At 48.4% G+C, this 15,464-nt stretch carries 20 protein-coding genes and 1 riboswitch; of the genes, 11 read left to right on the top strand and 9 right to left on the bottom strand.

Features of this window, described 5'->3' with window-relative positions:
- Positions 1-194: 194 nt before the first annotated feature.
- The 5 genes from HZS85_RS04820 to HZS85_RS04840 all read left to right on the top strand — a co-directional run bounded on the left by HZS85_RS04820 (position 195) and on the right by HZS85_RS04840 (position 5,041).
- Positions 195-866 carry a 50S ribosomal protein L25/general stress protein Ctc gene (locus HZS85_RS04820; protein WP_214728666.1) on the top strand — a complete coding sequence of 224 codons (672 nt, stop codon included), beginning with the start codon at positions 195-197 and terminating at the stop codon, positions 864-866.
- 95 nt (positions 867-961) lie between these two features.
- Positions 962-1,061: riboswitch (TPP riboswitch) on the top strand.
- Positions 1,062-1,161: 100 nt separating this feature from the next.
- Complete coding sequence (locus HZS85_RS04825; RefSeq protein ID WP_214853841.1) at positions 1,162-1,734, top strand: ECF transporter S component; 573 nt, start codon at positions 1,162-1,164, stop codon at positions 1,732-1,734.
- Positions 1,731-3,260 (top strand): ABC transporter ATP-binding protein, encoded by a 1,530-nt coding sequence (locus HZS85_RS04830; RefSeq protein WP_251137844.1) that lies wholly within the window; start codon positions 1,731-1,733, stop codon positions 3,258-3,260. Before HZS85_RS04825 ends, HZS85_RS04830 begins: the two co-directional genes overlap by 4 nt.
- The gene (locus tag HZS85_RS04835) at positions 3,232-3,954 is read left to right on the top strand and encodes an energy-coupling factor transporter transmembrane component T family protein (protein WP_214853844.1); all 723 of its coding nucleotides are present in this window, start codon (positions 3,232-3,234) and stop codon (positions 3,952-3,954) included. The genes HZS85_RS04830 and HZS85_RS04835 overlap by 29 nt, the downstream gene beginning before the upstream one ends.
- A 55-nt stretch (positions 3,955-4,009) precedes the next feature.
- A complete protein-coding gene (locus HZS85_RS04840; RefSeq protein WP_214853847.1) occupies positions 4,010-5,041 on the top strand; it encodes an NAD(P)/FAD-dependent oxidoreductase in 1,032 nt (343 codons plus the stop codon).
- 71 nt (positions 5,042-5,112) lie between these two features.
- On the opposite strand, the gene HZS85_RS04845 is transcribed toward HZS85_RS04840, so the two are convergent.
- Positions 5,113-5,931 (bottom strand): alpha/beta fold hydrolase, encoded by an 819-nt coding sequence (locus HZS85_RS04845; protein ID WP_214853850.1) that lies wholly within the window; start codon positions 5,929-5,931, stop codon positions 5,113-5,115.
- A gap of 154 nt (positions 5,932-6,085) precedes the next feature.
- On the opposite strand from HZS85_RS04845, the gene HZS85_RS04850 reads away from it, so the two are divergent.
- Both HZS85_RS04850 and HZS85_RS04855 read left to right on the top strand, forming a co-directional pair.
- Positions 6,086-7,354, top strand: coding sequence for a hypothetical protein (locus HZS85_RS04850; protein ID WP_214853853.1), 1,269 nt, complete (start codon positions 6,086-6,088; stop codon positions 7,352-7,354).
- Positions 7,351-8,616 carry a hypothetical protein gene (locus HZS85_RS04855; protein WP_214853855.1) on the top strand — a complete coding sequence of 422 codons (1,266 nt, stop codon included), beginning with the start codon at positions 7,351-7,353 and terminating at the stop codon, positions 8,614-8,616. Before HZS85_RS04850 ends, HZS85_RS04855 begins: the two co-directional genes overlap by 4 nt.
- 1 nt (position 8,617) lies before the next feature.
- On the opposite strand, the gene HZS85_RS04860 is transcribed toward HZS85_RS04855, so the two are convergent.
- The 4 genes from HZS85_RS04860 to HZS85_RS04875 all read right to left on the bottom strand — a co-directional run bounded on the left by HZS85_RS04860 (position 8,618) and on the right by HZS85_RS04875 (position 10,384).
- Positions 8,618-8,854 (bottom strand): hypothetical protein, encoded by a 237-nt coding sequence (locus tag HZS85_RS04860; RefSeq protein WP_214853868.1) that lies wholly within the window; start codon positions 8,852-8,854, stop codon positions 8,618-8,620.
- 117 nt (positions 8,855-8,971) lie between these two features.
- Positions 8,972-9,301, bottom strand: a complete 330-nt coding sequence (locus tag HZS85_RS04865) for an antibiotic biosynthesis monooxygenase (protein ID WP_035407890.1) — start codon at positions 9,299-9,301, stop codon at positions 8,972-8,974.
- A 73-nt stretch (positions 9,302-9,374) separates the two neighbouring features.
- On the bottom strand, positions 9,375-9,956 hold the full coding sequence (locus HZS85_RS04870; RefSeq protein ID WP_214853871.1) for a hypothetical protein: 582 nt from the start codon (positions 9,954-9,956) through the stop codon (positions 9,375-9,377).
- Positions 9,953-10,384, bottom strand: a complete 432-nt coding sequence (locus HZS85_RS04875) for a GNAT family N-acetyltransferase (protein WP_214853874.1) — start codon at positions 10,382-10,384, stop codon at positions 9,953-9,955. Before HZS85_RS04875 ends, HZS85_RS04870 begins: the two co-directional genes overlap by 4 nt.
- Before the next feature lie 44 nt (positions 10,385-10,428).
- On the opposite strand from HZS85_RS04875, the gene HZS85_RS04880 reads away from it, so the two are divergent.
- Positions 10,429-11,214: a pentapeptide repeat-containing protein gene (locus HZS85_RS04880; protein ID WP_214853877.1), complete on the top strand. Its 786-nt coding sequence runs from the start codon at positions 10,429-10,431 to the stop codon at positions 11,212-11,214.
- A gap of 70 nt (positions 11,215-11,284) precedes the next feature.
- Here the strand turns inward: HZS85_RS04880 and HZS85_RS04885 are convergent, their stop codons facing one another.
- Positions 11,285-11,986: a nucleotidyltransferase domain-containing protein gene (locus tag HZS85_RS04885; RefSeq protein ID WP_214853880.1), complete on the bottom strand. Its 702-nt coding sequence runs from the start codon at positions 11,984-11,986 to the stop codon at positions 11,285-11,287.
- 10 nt (positions 11,987-11,996) lie between these two features.
- On the bottom strand, positions 11,997-12,470 hold the full coding sequence (locus tag HZS85_RS04890; RefSeq protein WP_035407879.1) for a hypothetical protein: 474 nt from the start codon (positions 12,468-12,470) through the stop codon (positions 11,997-11,999).
- Between the two features lie 199 nt (positions 12,471-12,669).
- Here HZS85_RS04890 and HZS85_RS04895 point away from each other — a divergent pair, with 199 nt between their 5' ends.
- Positions 12,670-13,239 carry a recombinase family protein gene (locus tag HZS85_RS04895; RefSeq protein WP_214853883.1) on the top strand — a complete coding sequence of 190 codons (570 nt, stop codon included), beginning with the start codon at positions 12,670-12,672 and terminating at the stop codon, positions 13,237-13,239.
- Positions 13,240-13,265: 26 nt separating this feature from the next.
- On the opposite strand, the gene HZS85_RS04900 is transcribed toward HZS85_RS04895, so the two are convergent.
- Positions 13,266-13,673 (bottom strand): hypothetical protein, encoded by a 408-nt coding sequence (locus HZS85_RS04900; RefSeq protein ID WP_035407875.1) that lies wholly within the window; start codon positions 13,671-13,673, stop codon positions 13,266-13,268.
- A gap of 145 nt (positions 13,674-13,818) precedes the next feature.
- Here HZS85_RS04900 and HZS85_RS04905 point away from each other — a divergent pair, with 145 nt between their 5' ends.
- Positions 13,819-14,202 carry a hypothetical protein gene (locus tag HZS85_RS04905; RefSeq protein WP_214853912.1) on the top strand — a complete coding sequence of 128 codons (384 nt, stop codon included), beginning with the start codon at positions 13,819-13,821 and terminating at the stop codon, positions 14,200-14,202.
- A gap of 16 nt (positions 14,203-14,218) precedes the next feature.
- Here HZS85_RS04905 and HZS85_RS04910 read toward each other — a convergent pair whose 3' ends face one another.
- On the bottom strand, positions 14,219-14,746 hold the full coding sequence (locus HZS85_RS04910; protein ID WP_214853915.1) for a hypothetical protein: 528 nt from the start codon (positions 14,744-14,746) through the stop codon (positions 14,219-14,221).
- A 109-nt stretch (positions 14,747-14,855) separates the two neighbouring features.
- On the opposite strand from HZS85_RS04910, the gene HZS85_RS04915 reads away from it, so the two are divergent.
- Positions 14,856-15,455, top strand: coding sequence for a TetR/AcrR family transcriptional regulator (locus HZS85_RS04915; RefSeq protein WP_214853918.1), 600 nt, complete (start codon positions 14,856-14,858; stop codon positions 15,453-15,455).
- The last annotated feature ends 9 nt before the right edge of the window (positions 15,456-15,464 follow it).

The following is a 15,464-nucleotide window of genomic DNA, read 5'->3' on the forward strand; positions in this document are numbered from 1 at the left end:
ACCGGTGACTTATTCACACATGTTTCTCAATATCAGCGTAATGACCTGGGAGAGAAATGCAAAGTCACGAAAGCGTCAGACTCATGAGAGTCTGAAACCGATTGTCTTAGCATGATTCATATTGTTCAGGATTCGTCCTGCTCCTACATTCATTACCTTTTGAGGGCTATACCAAATTCAAGGGGGAAATGAACATGTCAGTTAATTTAACAGCCGAAAAACGCGAGGTACGTCCACGCTCACTCCGTAAACAATTGCGTCATGAAGGAAAAGCTCTTGGCGTCGTGTATGGTTACAAAGTGGAAAGTACACCAATCGCATTTGAAGAAAAAGAATTGCTTAAAATCGTCCGAGAAAACGGTGAGAACGTCTTGATTTCACTCAAACTCGACGGTAAAAATATTAACGTCTTGATCAATCGCCGTGATATGGATGTCTTCACACCAACTGTCGATCACGTTGAATTCATCGCCGTTAAAATGGATGAAGAAACAGAAGTCGAAGCAGACGTTGTACTCGTTGGGGAAGCAGCCGGTGCAAAAGTTGGCGGTTTCCTATCACAAACACTCTTTAAAGTAACAGTCGCTGCAACGCCAGATAAATTACCAGAGAACGTCGAAGTCGACGTCACGAACCTCGAAATCGGCGATTCGATTTCTGTAGCCGATCTTCCAGAACAAAAAGATTTCCGCATCGTTACAGAAGGCGACATTCAAGTCGCAGCTGTCGTCGAATCGACACTCGAGCAGGATCTTGAAGAAATCGAGGAAGCAGAGGCACAAGCAGAAGCTGGCGAAGACAACGAAGCGGAAGCAACAGAAGCGTCTTCAGAAGAAACAGCTGAAGAAAACGAAGACAACAAATAAGTCGTTTAACGATACGCCCTTTGTTGCGTATCGTTTTTTTGTGTCTTGACAACAGGCGCTAGATTGCCTAAAGTGAACAGCGTATCACCTATTACCATATCCACTAGGGGAGCCCAATTGGCTGAGACGATTCACTTCGGACCCTTCGAACCTGATCTAGTTCATACTAGCGTAGGAAAGTGGAGCGATCACATCCAATGACTCCTGCTGCGCGCAGTTTTTCTGAGGACCGCTCTCTTTTTTACGGAGGGCGGTCTTTTTTGGCGTCTCCCCCATTCAAAGGAGGACGTATCTGATGCAACACTGGAAAATGAAAGAAATCATGGTCATGATGATGCTAGCCGTCGCTTGCGGCGTCATCTATCTCGGTTGGTCAACACTCTGGTTACCGATCTCAGCGATCTTCGGACCTGTCGGTGCCAACTGGATGTTTGGTATCTGGATCATTGCGAGTCCGCTCGTCGCAGCAATCATTCAAAAGCCAGGTGCCGCTTTAATTGCGGAAGTCGTCGCGGCAGCCGTCGAACTGTTCACGGGAAGTCATTTTGGTTTATCCGCTCTTCTGATCGGAGTCTGCCAAGGACTTGGTGCGGAACTCGTCTTCGCAATGACGCGTTACCGTCGTTATGACACATGGACCTTGATGTTATCGGGTGTCGGAGCCGCGATTGGTAGCATCGTCTATAGTCTAATCGCGAACGGATTCGGTTACTACACAACGACGACGTTGCTTGCGACAACTGGCTTACAATTGATCAGCGGCGCATTACTCGGTGGCTTGCTTGCAGCGATTCTCGTCCGTCGCCTTGTTGCGACCGGTGTCTTGAACGGGTTTGCGGCAGGACGAGCGAAACGGAACGTCGCATGATTACTGTCGACGACCTCAGCATCCGCTATCCGGGTCAGATAAAATCGGTGCTCGATCATGTATCGCTGACGATCGAGTACGGGACGACCCTTTTGCTTGGTCGCAGTGGGAGTGGCAAGACGACATTACTTCATGCCCTTGCCGGACTGACACCGGAAACGATTGAAGTCGAACAGACTGGAACTGTTACCCGCTCTGGTTCGGTCGGAGTGCTGTTCCAAAATCCAGAAGAACAGTTTTGTATGGAGACGATCGGACGGGAAATCGCTTTTAGTTTAGAAAATCGCTCGATTCCACGCGTGGAGATGGATGAACGAATTGAACGCTTACTCGCACTCGTCGGTCTCCCTCTCCCCTTCTCGACACCAATCGCGAGTCTATCCGGAGGAATGAAACAGCGTCTCGCGCTCGCAGCGGTCCTAGCACTTGAGCCGACGATCTTATTACTCGATGAACCAACGGCTCAGATTGATCCAATCGGACAACATGAGCTGATGGCGTTGATTTTTCGGATTCAAAAAGAACACGATTTAACGATCGTCTTGATCGAACACCAACTTGATGTCTGTTTGCCGTACGTCGACCAAGTCGTCTTACTTGAGGACGGATCGATTACTGCGACGGCGGATCCACGGGATCTGTTCCCGCAGGATTACAAAGAGCTTCAAACGAAAGGTATTGCCGTTCCCTCTTTGTATCCGTATACCTTAGAGACGTTACCCATAGATGGACCGCAAGCGGCGCGACTTCAGGTGCCTTCCGCTGTCGCTACAGCTGGGAGCTCTTTGTTACACGTCGCTGCATTATCGACGAAAGCACCATATCCATTGACCGATGCGACATTTTCCATGCAGACAGGAGAATGGGTGATGCTGCTCGGGGCAAATGGATCCGGGAAAAGTACATTGCTTGCGACACTCGGGCGGTTGCTTCCCAATCGTGGAACGTATCAGCTCCAGGGGCGTCCGGTTCATCGTTACTCCCGGCGTCGCTTTTATGAGCACGTCGGCTATGTCTTTCAACAACCGGATCTGCAGTTTCTTAAGCTGACGGTCGAAGCGGAAATCGACTGGAGTCACCGGGCAGCGACGAATGTTAAGCGCGCGGCGTTGCTTGAACGGCTGGAACTGACATCTGTCAAACAGCAGTCACCACTTGCTCTTAGTACGGGGCAACAACGACGGCTCAGCGTCGCAACGATGCTCGGACAAACGAAAGACTTGTTGTTGCTCGATGAACCGACCTTCGGACAAGATGGATTGACGACACGACGCTTAATGGAACAGTTACAGATGGAACAACAGAACGGTACGACACTCGTCATGGCGACGCATGATATGGAGCTCGTCGCCCGGTATGCGGATCGTGTCCTCGTCATGGAGCAAGGACGGATTGCTTTTGACGGTCGCCCAAGCGAGTTATTCGCTGACGTTCCATTACTCGAGCGCTGTCAGCTACAACGTCCACTTTCGTACCAATTCCAGGAGGTGAAACGTGATGCAAACGAACGTGTCCCCGTTCGCTGAACTCAATCCCGTCATTAAGGGAAGCGGATTGTTTTTGATCATGTTTGCCTTGATTGCAACGAATGACTGGGTCAAAACGTTAGTATTCCTGAGTTTTGCTATCGCACTGCTACTCCTCTCCGGATGGGGTCCTTTTGATTTCTTGAAGCGACTTGCGCCGTATAGTCTATTATTCTTATTGACGTTCTGGATGATGGCGGCTTTCGGCAAAGGAACGAATACTCTTTGGTCGTTCGGTTGGTTTCATGTCACGTCGGAAAGCGTCACGCACGGCTGGTTACTTGCCTTGCGGATGGCCACGTTCGTCTGCTTGAGCCTCGCTTTCGTCACGACGACCGATGCGACCCGTTTCGTAATGAGCTTGATCCATCAGGCGAAGTTATCGCCCCGCTTTGCTTACGGATTCCTTGCCGGGATTCGCTTTCTGCCGCAACTGGTCGAAGAAGTCCGCGTTTTGCGGCAAGTCCGGATGATTCGCAATGTGCACAGTCGCTTTCCTGGTGATGGATTTCTTTCAATTGGCTTACCGCTCTTCTCACGGTCGATCCAGCGGGCAGAACGGATGGCGATTGCTCTCGAAGCCCGTCACTTTTCAGCAGAGCGAACGTATTACGAGGTACCGGTCGTTCAGCGTCAGGATATTATTTATCTCGTGGTCATCCTCCTATTCATTAGTCTTGTCTTTTGGCTATGATTACCGCCACCCGTATACGGGTACACTCTAGCAAGACAGATTGAAGGAGAACGACATGAAACGTATCCTCTTGATTGGTGCAGGTCACGCTCACCTGCATTGCATTACACACGGACCAACAGAAGACGTCGAGTGGCTGGTCCTGAACGCCTCGACGTACCAATATTACTCGGGCATGTACTCTGGACTTGCTGACGGAACATACGACATGGATGAGATGCGTATTGACGTCGCCGCCTTATGTCGTGCCTATGATAAACCATTCATCAAGGAGACCGTCATCAAAGTCGACCCTGTTGAAAAGGTCGTCTTCGGTGCATCCGGCAGACGTTACACCTATGACGTCGTCTCAACGAATATCGGTTCATTCGACTGGTCGGAAGATACGACGCGATTATCGATTAAACCGAACTACCGGTTACCGGATACATTAAAGCGACTGCAACAAGCAAAGCGTCCGGTCGTGATTGGGAGCGGACCAGCTGCCGTCGAGATGGCGGCGTCCTTGAAAGCGGCGGGTGTACCGATCACATTGATCACGGATCGAGATATCCTTTCTCGTCATCCGGCAGCGGAAGCCATTACGAGACGGTTAAAAGAACTCGGAGTGTACTGGATCAGGGAACGTCCTATAGATGACGAACTACCACTCCGCTTTAAGCAACACCCACCAATCGAGTCAGATGCAATCGTCCGCTTGACGGGTGCCAAAGCTCCGGCATTGTTTGCAGACAGCAATCTCTTCACGGAAAACGGATTTTTACTCGTCAATGAACAGTTACAAGCGCTCGATCATCCAAGCTTGTTTGCTGCGGGTGACGCGGCGACCCTCGTCGCCTACCCCGACATTCCGAAGAATGGTGTCACGGCTGTCCGACAAGCGCCAATTTTGCTTACGAACCTTTTACGATACCTCCAGGAAGAAGCACTGCAAATCTATCGTCCGCAAACGAACTATTTGACGATTTTATCGATGGGACCGCGTCATGCGGTTTCCCTATATGGTCGTCATTATTCGACTCACCCGTTCGGTTGGTACCTGAAGCGCTGGATCGATCAACGGTTCATGCGGAAGTATCGCTCTTAAAAGCGTGCGCCGGCGCACGCTTTTTCTGTACACAAAAATAAGCCATGGACGCGTGTCCATGGCTTATTAAATTAGACGGTTTGATTTCCTTTAACGTACGTCAGTAATGTCTCGTTGAACTTCTCTTGTTCGTCAAGTAACATCCCGTGTCCACTCTCTTCGAAGACTTCGAGTCGCGCATGTGGGATTTCCTTTTGCATCTCTTCCGCAAACTCGAACGGACAGACTTGGTCTTTTTTACCGTGGATGATCAACGTATCGACTTTGATGTTCTCGAGTTTTCCACGTAAGTCTTCGTCACGCAATGCGATTGCTGACTGAATCGTTCCGTGGGATGAAGCGGCGATGCTAAGACCATGGAACCATTGTTGTAGCGGTTCTGGATGCTCCTTCGCAAAGAAGATTTTCCCGAATCCTTTGAGCATCGACGGACGATCCTGTTTCGTGTCGGCAATCAACGCATCGACTTCTTCTTTTGTCATCCCGTATGGATAACCGTCGCGTTGCGTAAAGACCGGTGCCGCAGCTCCCGCAAGAACGAGCTTACTGACTTTTGAATCCCCGTAGTGCAAGAGATAGGACAAGGCGATTCCTCCTCCCATCGAGAAGCCAAGCAACGTGACATTCGCTAATTTCAGCTGTTCGATGACTTCATTGACATCGGACGCCATCGTCTTATAATCGTATCCCGTTGCTGGTGCATCTGATTTGCCATAACCACGATAATCGATTCCGACGTAACGATACCCTTCTTCGACGAGCAGGTTCTTTTGGTACTCGAACATGTTGTTGTTTGCCGGCCAGCCGTGTAAAAAGACGATCGGTTGACCCGAACCGACATCCTCAACGTAAATCTTCGTGCCATCAACTGCTTGAATGAATGTACCCACCATAAAACCCCCATAGTAACAGATTGACCATGCATGCCTCTATTATTCCCGAGTTAATGGATGTCAAACATCTTGATGTTGAAACGTTATAGAAAATTCTGTCTATTATAGAAAATATGGTAAAATACAGACAATCGTATAGAGGAGGTTTTTCATGAGACGCTATATACATACCAGTATTCTCGCAGGAGCAGTTCTCCTTGCCGGGTGCGGAAAAGAACAATACTTAGATCTTACATATGATGCCAATTACTGGGGCGGTATCTCGACTACCTTTGATGGTCAAGAGATACCGGATCTCCCGAAAAAACAAACGGCGGCTTTGTTGAAGGTTTGTCAGCAAAAACCAGATAAGATGCGCTTGCCAGATCGATATGTGCAACACGAAGGATTTGATTTATACTTCCTACCTCCGAGTGTCCAAGGGCGCGAGTTCCAACACGTTCGTTTCCTGTCAGACGAAAAAAAGGACTATTTGGCGTGTCAGCCGATTCGCCACGCGGATTATGCGGTCCACCAAATCAAGCGCAGTGATTACCCATTCGTCGATTGGTCGAACCAACCGCTTAAAGCTAAATCGACAGACGTTCGCTTTAAGCCTGTCCCAAAAGAAGTGACGGATCAACAAAAACAAGAAAATGAAGAAAGTAAAGACACGAAAGGACTTGGTCGTTACCTTTTCCCATCGTATCAATTGTCCTTACCACCGGAAGGACAATTCGTTCTCTTCATGAAAGACAAAAATAAGGATAAAGAACAAACACTCTTCGAGACGACAGAGTCCCGAGTCGGTTCCGAATTGAATTTAGCTTTTCGTGTCATTCCGAATAGTGGTTTGCAGCACACATCGATTGAACTCATGACCAGTGGTGATCGTATTGGGATTCCATCCGTCATTCAAGACCATGTAATGGGGCAATCATATCAAATCCAGCGAAAGCAACTTCCTGCTACGCTTTCAATGGGACAGACGGTTCCTTTTGCGACTGTTTGGAAGAAAGAAGGAGGCAAAATCGTTCAAGAAACATCGCTATATATGCGTCTCAATCAGACCTACAAAAAACCTGAGAATTACAAATATGGCTTTCTTGATGCATCACCAACCACATATGTCGGCTACATTCACGACTCACCAAAGCAGCTCGTCGATAACGATTTTAAATTCATCTCGGCCATTCCAGATAAACTAGCAAAAAAAATGGCTCAAGAATTAAAAGAGACCGATGTGATGGAGCCACAAGGAACAAAGCTGAAACAGAAAAAATTGACCTTGATCCGCAAAGGAAAAAGTCAAACGTTCGAACTATTCGAACGCAAACGAGCTAAAAAGCTTGAAATCTATGTTGTCAAACCGGGATCAAAGAAAGGTGCGAAGCTGTCAGGTACGACAAGTGAAGCACTTAGTGAGGTGCTCAATCAATGAATAAACGTTACTGGATCGGACTAACACTTGGAGCGACGCTCGCATTAAGCGGTTGTCAAAGTGACGCCCCGAATTTTAAATGGGATTACTTATCACAAATGTATGATGGAGGGCAATTCAACGAAAAAGAATCTCGCACTTTGTCAGCTAAAGAGCGAACCGTCATCCAAAAAACGTGTGCGTCTAAAGCGAGCGATGCACCCGTCAATTACGCAGTCGGTAACATCTATTCCGTCATGATGACGAATCCGTTCGAAGATTATGATAGTCAAACCGTTCGTTACGTGAAAGCTGGGAAAAAGACGTATTTATATTGTCAGACATCGTCTAAAGATGGGTATTATCCGTTACCAAAGAAAGAAGACATCTTCAAGAAGACTACTCTGACTCCACAACGGAAAAACTTTAGCATGAAGCCTGTTGTATTAAAAAAAGACGACTGGTTCAATCCTGATGAGAAGATCGCAGACCATTCTGCTCGAAAATTAGAACTTCCAGGATCAGGTTACCTCGTCATCGAGGCAACGGATGTCACAAAAAAAGATGCACGGACGACGACTTTCGCATACGCGAATTCTCTGACACCGTTCACCCGTGATGTCAATCTCTACCTCGTCTACAATCAGCAATACGATTCGACATACGACGTTTCGGTTCGTATACCGCAGTTGTATGGTGGACGCCGTGCGGAACACCCGATCCATTCAATGAAACAACCAGGAAAGGTCCGATTCGTTCCGGGTGACGGCACGCCGGAACATTATGGAACGGTCATCGCAACGGAGAAAAACGGACGCGAATTCCGCTACGAATTATCGATTCGCCATACGATGCAACAACCGACTGAACTCCAAGGACCGGATCGAACAACAGACGACGACGTTGCGGAAAACCAAAACGAGACACTGTTCCATCAAAAACAGTTTTCGCATATCCGTTTTGAAGAAGATGATCGAGGAAATCAGTTTTCGGAAAAAGATATTGATTGGGAAAACATGATCATGATGACAAGTGATGAATCCGGAAAATTAAAAAAAGCGATCAAGACGAGTGAACAGGCTGATGTGCGGGGCAAGAGGGCGAAGTGGAAATACTTGACGTTCCGAAAAGGCGTGACTGGTCAACAGTACGAAGTCTATCTTGATAAACGCGTCAAAAAGACTGACATCTACTTAAAGGATCCAAAGCGTGACGTGTCGATCCACTTATCAGCAACGGGTCGTGACATCATCCTCCCTTTATTCGAGCAGTATGAAAAATGACTTATGTCATGAAGACGAGGTGTTGCAGTAAATAAATCAAGGAACACCAGCAGATGAAAGCGATCCCCTCTCGCAACCACTCTTTACGTGTCAGCGGTTCACGTAAGAAGGAGACGCAAGCAAACAGTAAGACGAAGAAGTAGAGATAAATGAAGCCACCGCTCGTCAAGAAACCGAAGAGCAGGATCATACCACCGAGGACGGATAGGCTAGAGACGACAGGTTTACGATAGACCATACGATGCCACCTCGTTTCATCTAGTTTGTTAGAATATACCCAGATTACGGAAAGACAATCTATTTTAACTTACTAGACAAGACCCCTTGAGAGACGTCCTCTCAAGGGGTCTTGTATTTATTCGGTTGCAGCGCTATGGTCGGCGACGATCGCATATTCCGTGACGGTATTCGACGTCACGAGCGGTTTGACTTCGGACGTTCCGTTATCTCGTTTATGGTGAACCCCTTTATACGCTTGACTCTCCTGCCATGCATGAAACGCCGCTTGATTCGACCATGTCGTCATGATCGTGACGATGTCTTCTTCTTCCTGACTAATGTCGACGAGGACTTGCATCCGGTGGAACCCCTCCATCCGTTCGATTCCCTTCGTCGTCTTAAAACGCGCTGCGACTTGATCTGCTGCGCCCTTCACGACGTGTAGCTGATTCATGACGATCCACATGTTCTTTTCCCCCTTTTTCGTCTTCAGTATACTAAAAGTCACGGGTCATAGAAAACGCAGATGCGTTTTCGCTTCATGACGTCAAGCGTTGGATCGTCTCTTTTCCATCCATACGCGTCGCGATCATTTCGAAGTAGAGCGAATGTGGGAAGGCATCCGGTAACGGTTGGATGGTATGGAAACGTTCCTGACCCGCGACGGTTAACGAGCGCTGCATCGGACGTAATGGTACTTCCCCATCAGCCGTCATCTTATACGGCTCGAACCGAATCGTTTTCATTTGTTTTGAGCCATTCATGCCGTAGGCGACGAGATACCGACCTTCCGGTGTCGCAAGTAACCGTCCCTCGAACCAATCCGCCTCCGTCGTCTGCTTGGTGCGAATGATTCGATCGATTCGTTGTGCCTCATCGGTTTGTTGCAGGAGCAGAAACAAGCGATCATGTTTCGCTTCAAGATATGCGACGGTATAATGTTCAGACAATCGTTCGACGAAGTAGACATCACGCGCTTCGATCGATGTGTTCGTCATCTGTTTATATAACTTCGTGACCGTTTTTGCAGTGAAGGAAGGGGTCTCTGGACGCTGGTACATTCCCGTCAATGCTCCGAGTACTAATCCAATAACTAAGATAAAAAGAAGTTGGCGTTTCATCGGTCGACCTGCTTGACGAGCAGGTGATAGCTAGCACCCGGTGGATAATCATCGATTCGCCCGACTTCGATGAATCCCTTTCGTTCATAAAACGAGAGCGCTTGAAATGAAAAGGTCTCGACACGGATTCGGTCGATTCCTGCTTCTCGTGCCCATGTTTCCAATCGATGAAATAACGTCGTGCCGAGTCCACTTCCCCGCTCCTCCTTGACGACAAAGAACCATTCAATATGTAACCAGTCCCAATACGCATCTCCTGTGATGCCACCGATCGGTTGATCGTTTCGCTTCGCAAGCAGAGTGACGGCTTGTGTTCCATTTGACCGTTTTATGGCATGAAACGGCGAAGTCTCGACGTTATAGCGTCGCACCTGTTGTCTGATCCAATCTTGTCCGTCTTCATTTTCATTGAGTTGAAATTGCAGCATATCCGGACTCCTTTCTTGCTATAGTAGTAGTGGAGGTGAATACGATGGAACCTACATTCCAAATTGATTGTACAAATTGTTTTGGTTTATGTTGTACGGCACTCGCTTTTTCGAAATCCAGTGATTTCGGTCATGATAAACCGGAAGCGACACCGTGTCGCAATCTTGACGCGGATTACAGCTGCCGCATCCATGACCGGTTACGCGATAGCGGCTACAAAGGCTGTACCGTCTATGATTGTTTTGGTGCCGGGCAACATTTGTCACAGCGGACGTTTCAAGGCGATGATGCACCAAAGCGACGCCAAGCGATTTATGCTGCCTTCCCGAAGATGGTTCACTTGTTTGAGATGATGTGGTACGTAACGGACGGAAAACGTGATGTCACGCGTGACATCCACAATCAACTCGATGAGATGCTTGCCGCATTGACCCGATACGCTGCCTTACCGGCGGATCAATTTGCACGGCTTGACCTGATGTCAATCCGTCAAACCGTCCGTCCCCTCCTTGAAATGATCGCTTCTCGTGTTCAAGTTCAGTATAGCGGAAGACGCGACCAGACACCACGCGACTGGGTCGGAAAACAGCTACAAGGACGAGATTTTTCAGGTGCCAGCGTTCAGAACCAGTGGTTGCTAGCGACGAACTTGTCGAATAGCCGTTTGTGCGGTGTCAACTTTCTCGGGGCTGATCTGCGAGATTGTAACGTCAAAGATGCCGATCTGACAGACGCGCTCTTTTTGACACAAGCACAAATCAATGCCGCGATCGGCAACGCGGCGACACAGTTACCGCCGCGTTTGCTCCGTCCGTCCCATTGGCGTTAAACAGAAGCGAACGATAAAGAGACACGTTTTCGGATCATCGACCGAAAACGTGTCTCTTTTTGTATGCTTGTTATCTTTTGCCGAGCATAAAGCCGTCAAAATAACGCCCGCCAAACGGTGTGAGATAATCGTCGACTAACGCGATGACGACTCGGCGGTCATTCGACTGATAATATAACTCAAAAGCCATTGTGTGTCGACTGGCATACTCTTCGTCAAACTCCGCAAGAGCACGAATTGTCCACTTCCCTTGTCCGATGTAGCATTGATTGGCACGAAGGACGAACTCGATGCTCTGTTCATATAAACGTGACGCAATCGCTAGACCTTCTGCGCGGTTCGTCACACTCTCGAAGTCGTCGAGCAAGTCACTTAAAAAATAACGAGCGCGTTGTTGCTCCGGATTCGACCACGCAACAGGTCCATCCGCCAATTGTTGAACGGCTTCCTTGCGGACAGAGGCAAGATGTGGATGATCCTCGATCGTCCAGCTGTCAGCAATCATGCGTTGCAAGGACGGGCGACCACGTTCCCGGTCACTCTCGAAAAAATGCGCGATCGTCTCAAAGGAATGGACGAATGCTTCGATCGGGACACCGTCATAGGTAAACGATTCCCGGTATGCCTGCCGTCGCCTTGCTTCAAAGATGATTAAATCGACATCTGATTGTACGGTCGCTTGTCCTCGCGTATGACTACCGGCAAGTAAGACGGCACAATGATCCGGATAACGTGACGCGACGAGCGGCATGATCCAATCACACCACTCCATGCGTGTCCACTTAGTCTTCAACTTGTTCACCAATCCCGGAGAAGACGGCTAGTTCGTCACCCGGTACGGCAACGATCGTCGCGTCGGCTCGGTGTGGCGCGAGACCGATATCAATCGCCCACGATTCGTAATATGTATCCGATCCATTCAGGACGAGCGTTTGTCCGTTACTGAAGGTCAAGAATAAATGTGGTGCCGTCTTGCCGATCCGGACACCGGTGATCCGTTCCGCGTGCAGTGAAACGATCAAGTGTAGCATCTCTTCCTTTGTCGCATGTCGGACGACCCAATTCTGTGTCGTCTCGACATCGCCATAAAATAGACGGTCCGTCTCGATCCGAAGTCGCAGTTCAGGCGCTGTCGTATCGAACAAATTGATGAATTCGAGCGTGACGTAGCCTGCGACATGAACCGTCGCCAATTGTGTGCCGATGAAATAGGTCGTCAAAAGCTGACGGGCGAGTTGATGATCTTCTTTGTTCATGATGAGCACCTCATTTAAAAAGAATGAATGGTATAAGGATGAGTCCGAGAAACTTACTTCCACTCAATTTACCACAAATTAGTCGATCCGAACATGAGAAGAAAGGCATGTTTTTGGTTTTCTGCGGCACGAAGGTGAGAATACGGTATACTGATGAGGAACTGACGTCGATCGTGATCGACAGAGAGGAGCTCCATTTATGCAATATTTCTATATGAGACCCTATCCGGATGATCCAGACTGTTCTGCGCAACAAGCAGAGGCGGATCAGATTGATGTGACGGTACGTGTCGTTGAGACCCATAATTCGGCCAAACGCCGAATGGAACTTGAACAGATGCTTGAGGCGCTGCAAGCGGGAGACGAAGTCATCGTCACGCATCTCTACGTCCTAGCAGACTCGACGCGGCACTTGATTGAGATGCTCGAACAAATGGAGACACGTGGCGCGACACTGTGGTCGCTCCGCGAACACATTCGCACGAGCGAACGGGCATCTTTGTCGTTCCTTGAAACGGCCCGCCACCTGGTCCAGTTGCAAAGTGATGTCATCAGCATGTCGACGCGTGCCGGACTCTCAAAAGCAAAAGAGCAAGGAAAACAGACGGGTCGACCGCGGAAACCCGATGAAAATGTCCGCCGCGCGATTGCGATGTATCAAAGCAAAGAGTATTCGCTCGCTGATATCCGAGAACAGACCGGTATTAGTAAAAGTACGTTATACCGATATCTCGAAAGCGAGACGATCGATGCAACGGATAAAGGCTGATTCCACAATGGAGTCAGCCTTTTTTGTCAGCTATTTTGCTTTAATGTGTTGCCAAGCCATTTTTGGAGGGCTTTACCGCCTTCATAGAACGAACAATCCCGTAATTCATACGTATGACCGCCTTGTTCAATCAAGTCGAGGAACGTATTCCCGACGTCCCGGTTTTCCCATTTCCGCTGATCCGTCAAATACTTGAAGCCAAAGTTACACTCGACGTTGAAGATGATGTGGAAGGGTTCCTTGAAAGATTGGACGGCGCGGATCATCTCGATCAAAATCATTCGTTTTGGTGACGACGCTTCGAACGTATCGAACAGTGTCGTCCGGCGTCCGTGAAACTCGATGACGCGGATTGCGCGTCCGGTATCGGCTTTAAAGTCATAACTCGTCCGAATCGAGACGATGATTTCACGTTGGTCTGGTTGTACTGGCATGGTGTATCGCTTCCTTTCTCTCGGTCGATTATAGCATGGACCTGTTCCATTTTAATAGATGTCAACGACTCGGTCTCAAGAAGGATTGTCGTAACCCAAAATTTGTCTTATACTAAAATTACCAAATACATAAAGGAGCGTTTTCGTGAAACATCTATTTTCGATACTCCTCTCGGCGAGCCTCTTGATCACGGGTTGCTACTGCACTCTCGACGAACGGACGGACGAGCCACACTTCAAATCACGTGCCCGCTCCATCTCCTCGTATCATACTTTCGACATCGAATACGCAAAAGGACTACGCAAGGAACAAGTCTCAAACCGTACGGTTACCGTGACGGATTCAAATGGTGAGCGGATGCAAACGGAGATTGAAGTCCTAGACGGCAAAGAAATCCGAATCAAACCACCGCGTACTGGATACAAAAAAGGGCGTCGCTACATCATCCACATTCGGGATTCAATCGACGCCCGGAAAGAAGTACATACGAATACGATTCGGGAACGAACCTTCACTGTCGACCGCTGACAGCCAAGGTTCGTTTTTATTTAGAGCGAGCTGGAAAAACGGTATAACTCATCGAGATGACGCCGTCGATCACAAGAACGAGTCCCCACAGTTGTAACGTCCGCAAGAGGATTTTAGTTTGTTCGGTATTTCCGAGCCAGAGAATCATTGCTCCGAGTAAGGCACCACCAATCAAGAATGCCAGGATGTGCCGATAGAATCCGTTGCGTTCGCGTCGCGCACGCGATATGCGTTCTTTTGCTACTTGTTCCCTGAGGATCACTCGGCGATACACCCCATCCGCCCAAGCAATCATCTGCTTCCCAAATGCGAGCGATACGCCGATGTAAATCGCAGCAAGTCCGTGTGCAAGCGTAGCTGTGCTACCGCGACTTAAGTCAAACACTGTTAAGACCAGTAAGACGATATCAATCACGGGTGACATCGCCATCAATCGAAAACCAAGCTTCTCTCGTCTGAATCCATAACGCATGATCAGTCCTGAGATGATGACTACCCAAAATAGAATTTCACAACAGACGATTGCCCAAGCGACGAGTTGCATCGTGATCCTCTCCTTTTTAATACGACTGTATTATAAAGATAACATCACTTTCATTACTTGGCTAGTCTTTTTAATACATTCGTGCTAAAAAAGCTGATATACTTAATGTATGCCAAAACAAGTCAATCACGAAGAACGAAAACACCTCATCGCAGAAGCGACGTGGCGCACGATTTCTAATGTCGGTATCGAACAAGCTAGCGTCCGGACGATCGCCAAGGAAGCAGGTCTGTCCCTTGGTGCCTTACGGTATTACTTCACGACCCAAGAAGAATTGCTCCGTTTCTCGATGCAACTCGTTCAAGAAAGGGTCCAAGAACGCATTACAACCATTTTCGAGAGAGGAGGAACACCAGAAGAGACGTTATGCAACGTCTTACTAGAAGTCTTGCCGTATGCACCTGAGCATCAGCTTGAGATGCAGGTCTGGTTCCAATTCATGATGTCTGCATATGCGTCTCAATCAACAGAGAATCCAGACGACATTTACCACATGTGTCTGGTATTACTGACACGGATTCCGGACGGTACGTTCCGAGCAGATATAGACATCGAACTTGAGAGCGAACGTCTCGCAGCACTCGTTGATGGATTAGCCTTTCATGCGCTGTTTCGACCAGAACGTCTCCCGAAAGAACGATTGCGTCATGTCCTTGTCCATCACTTGAATGCCCTATTCGTCCGTCCTTTAGCGATCGACGACAAATAACCCGAAGTT

This window comes from Exiguobacterium sp. s130 (assembly GCF_018619055.1).
In the GTDB taxonomy this organism is placed as follows: domain Bacteria; phylum Bacillota; class Bacilli; order Exiguobacteriales; family Exiguobacteriaceae; genus Exiguobacterium_A.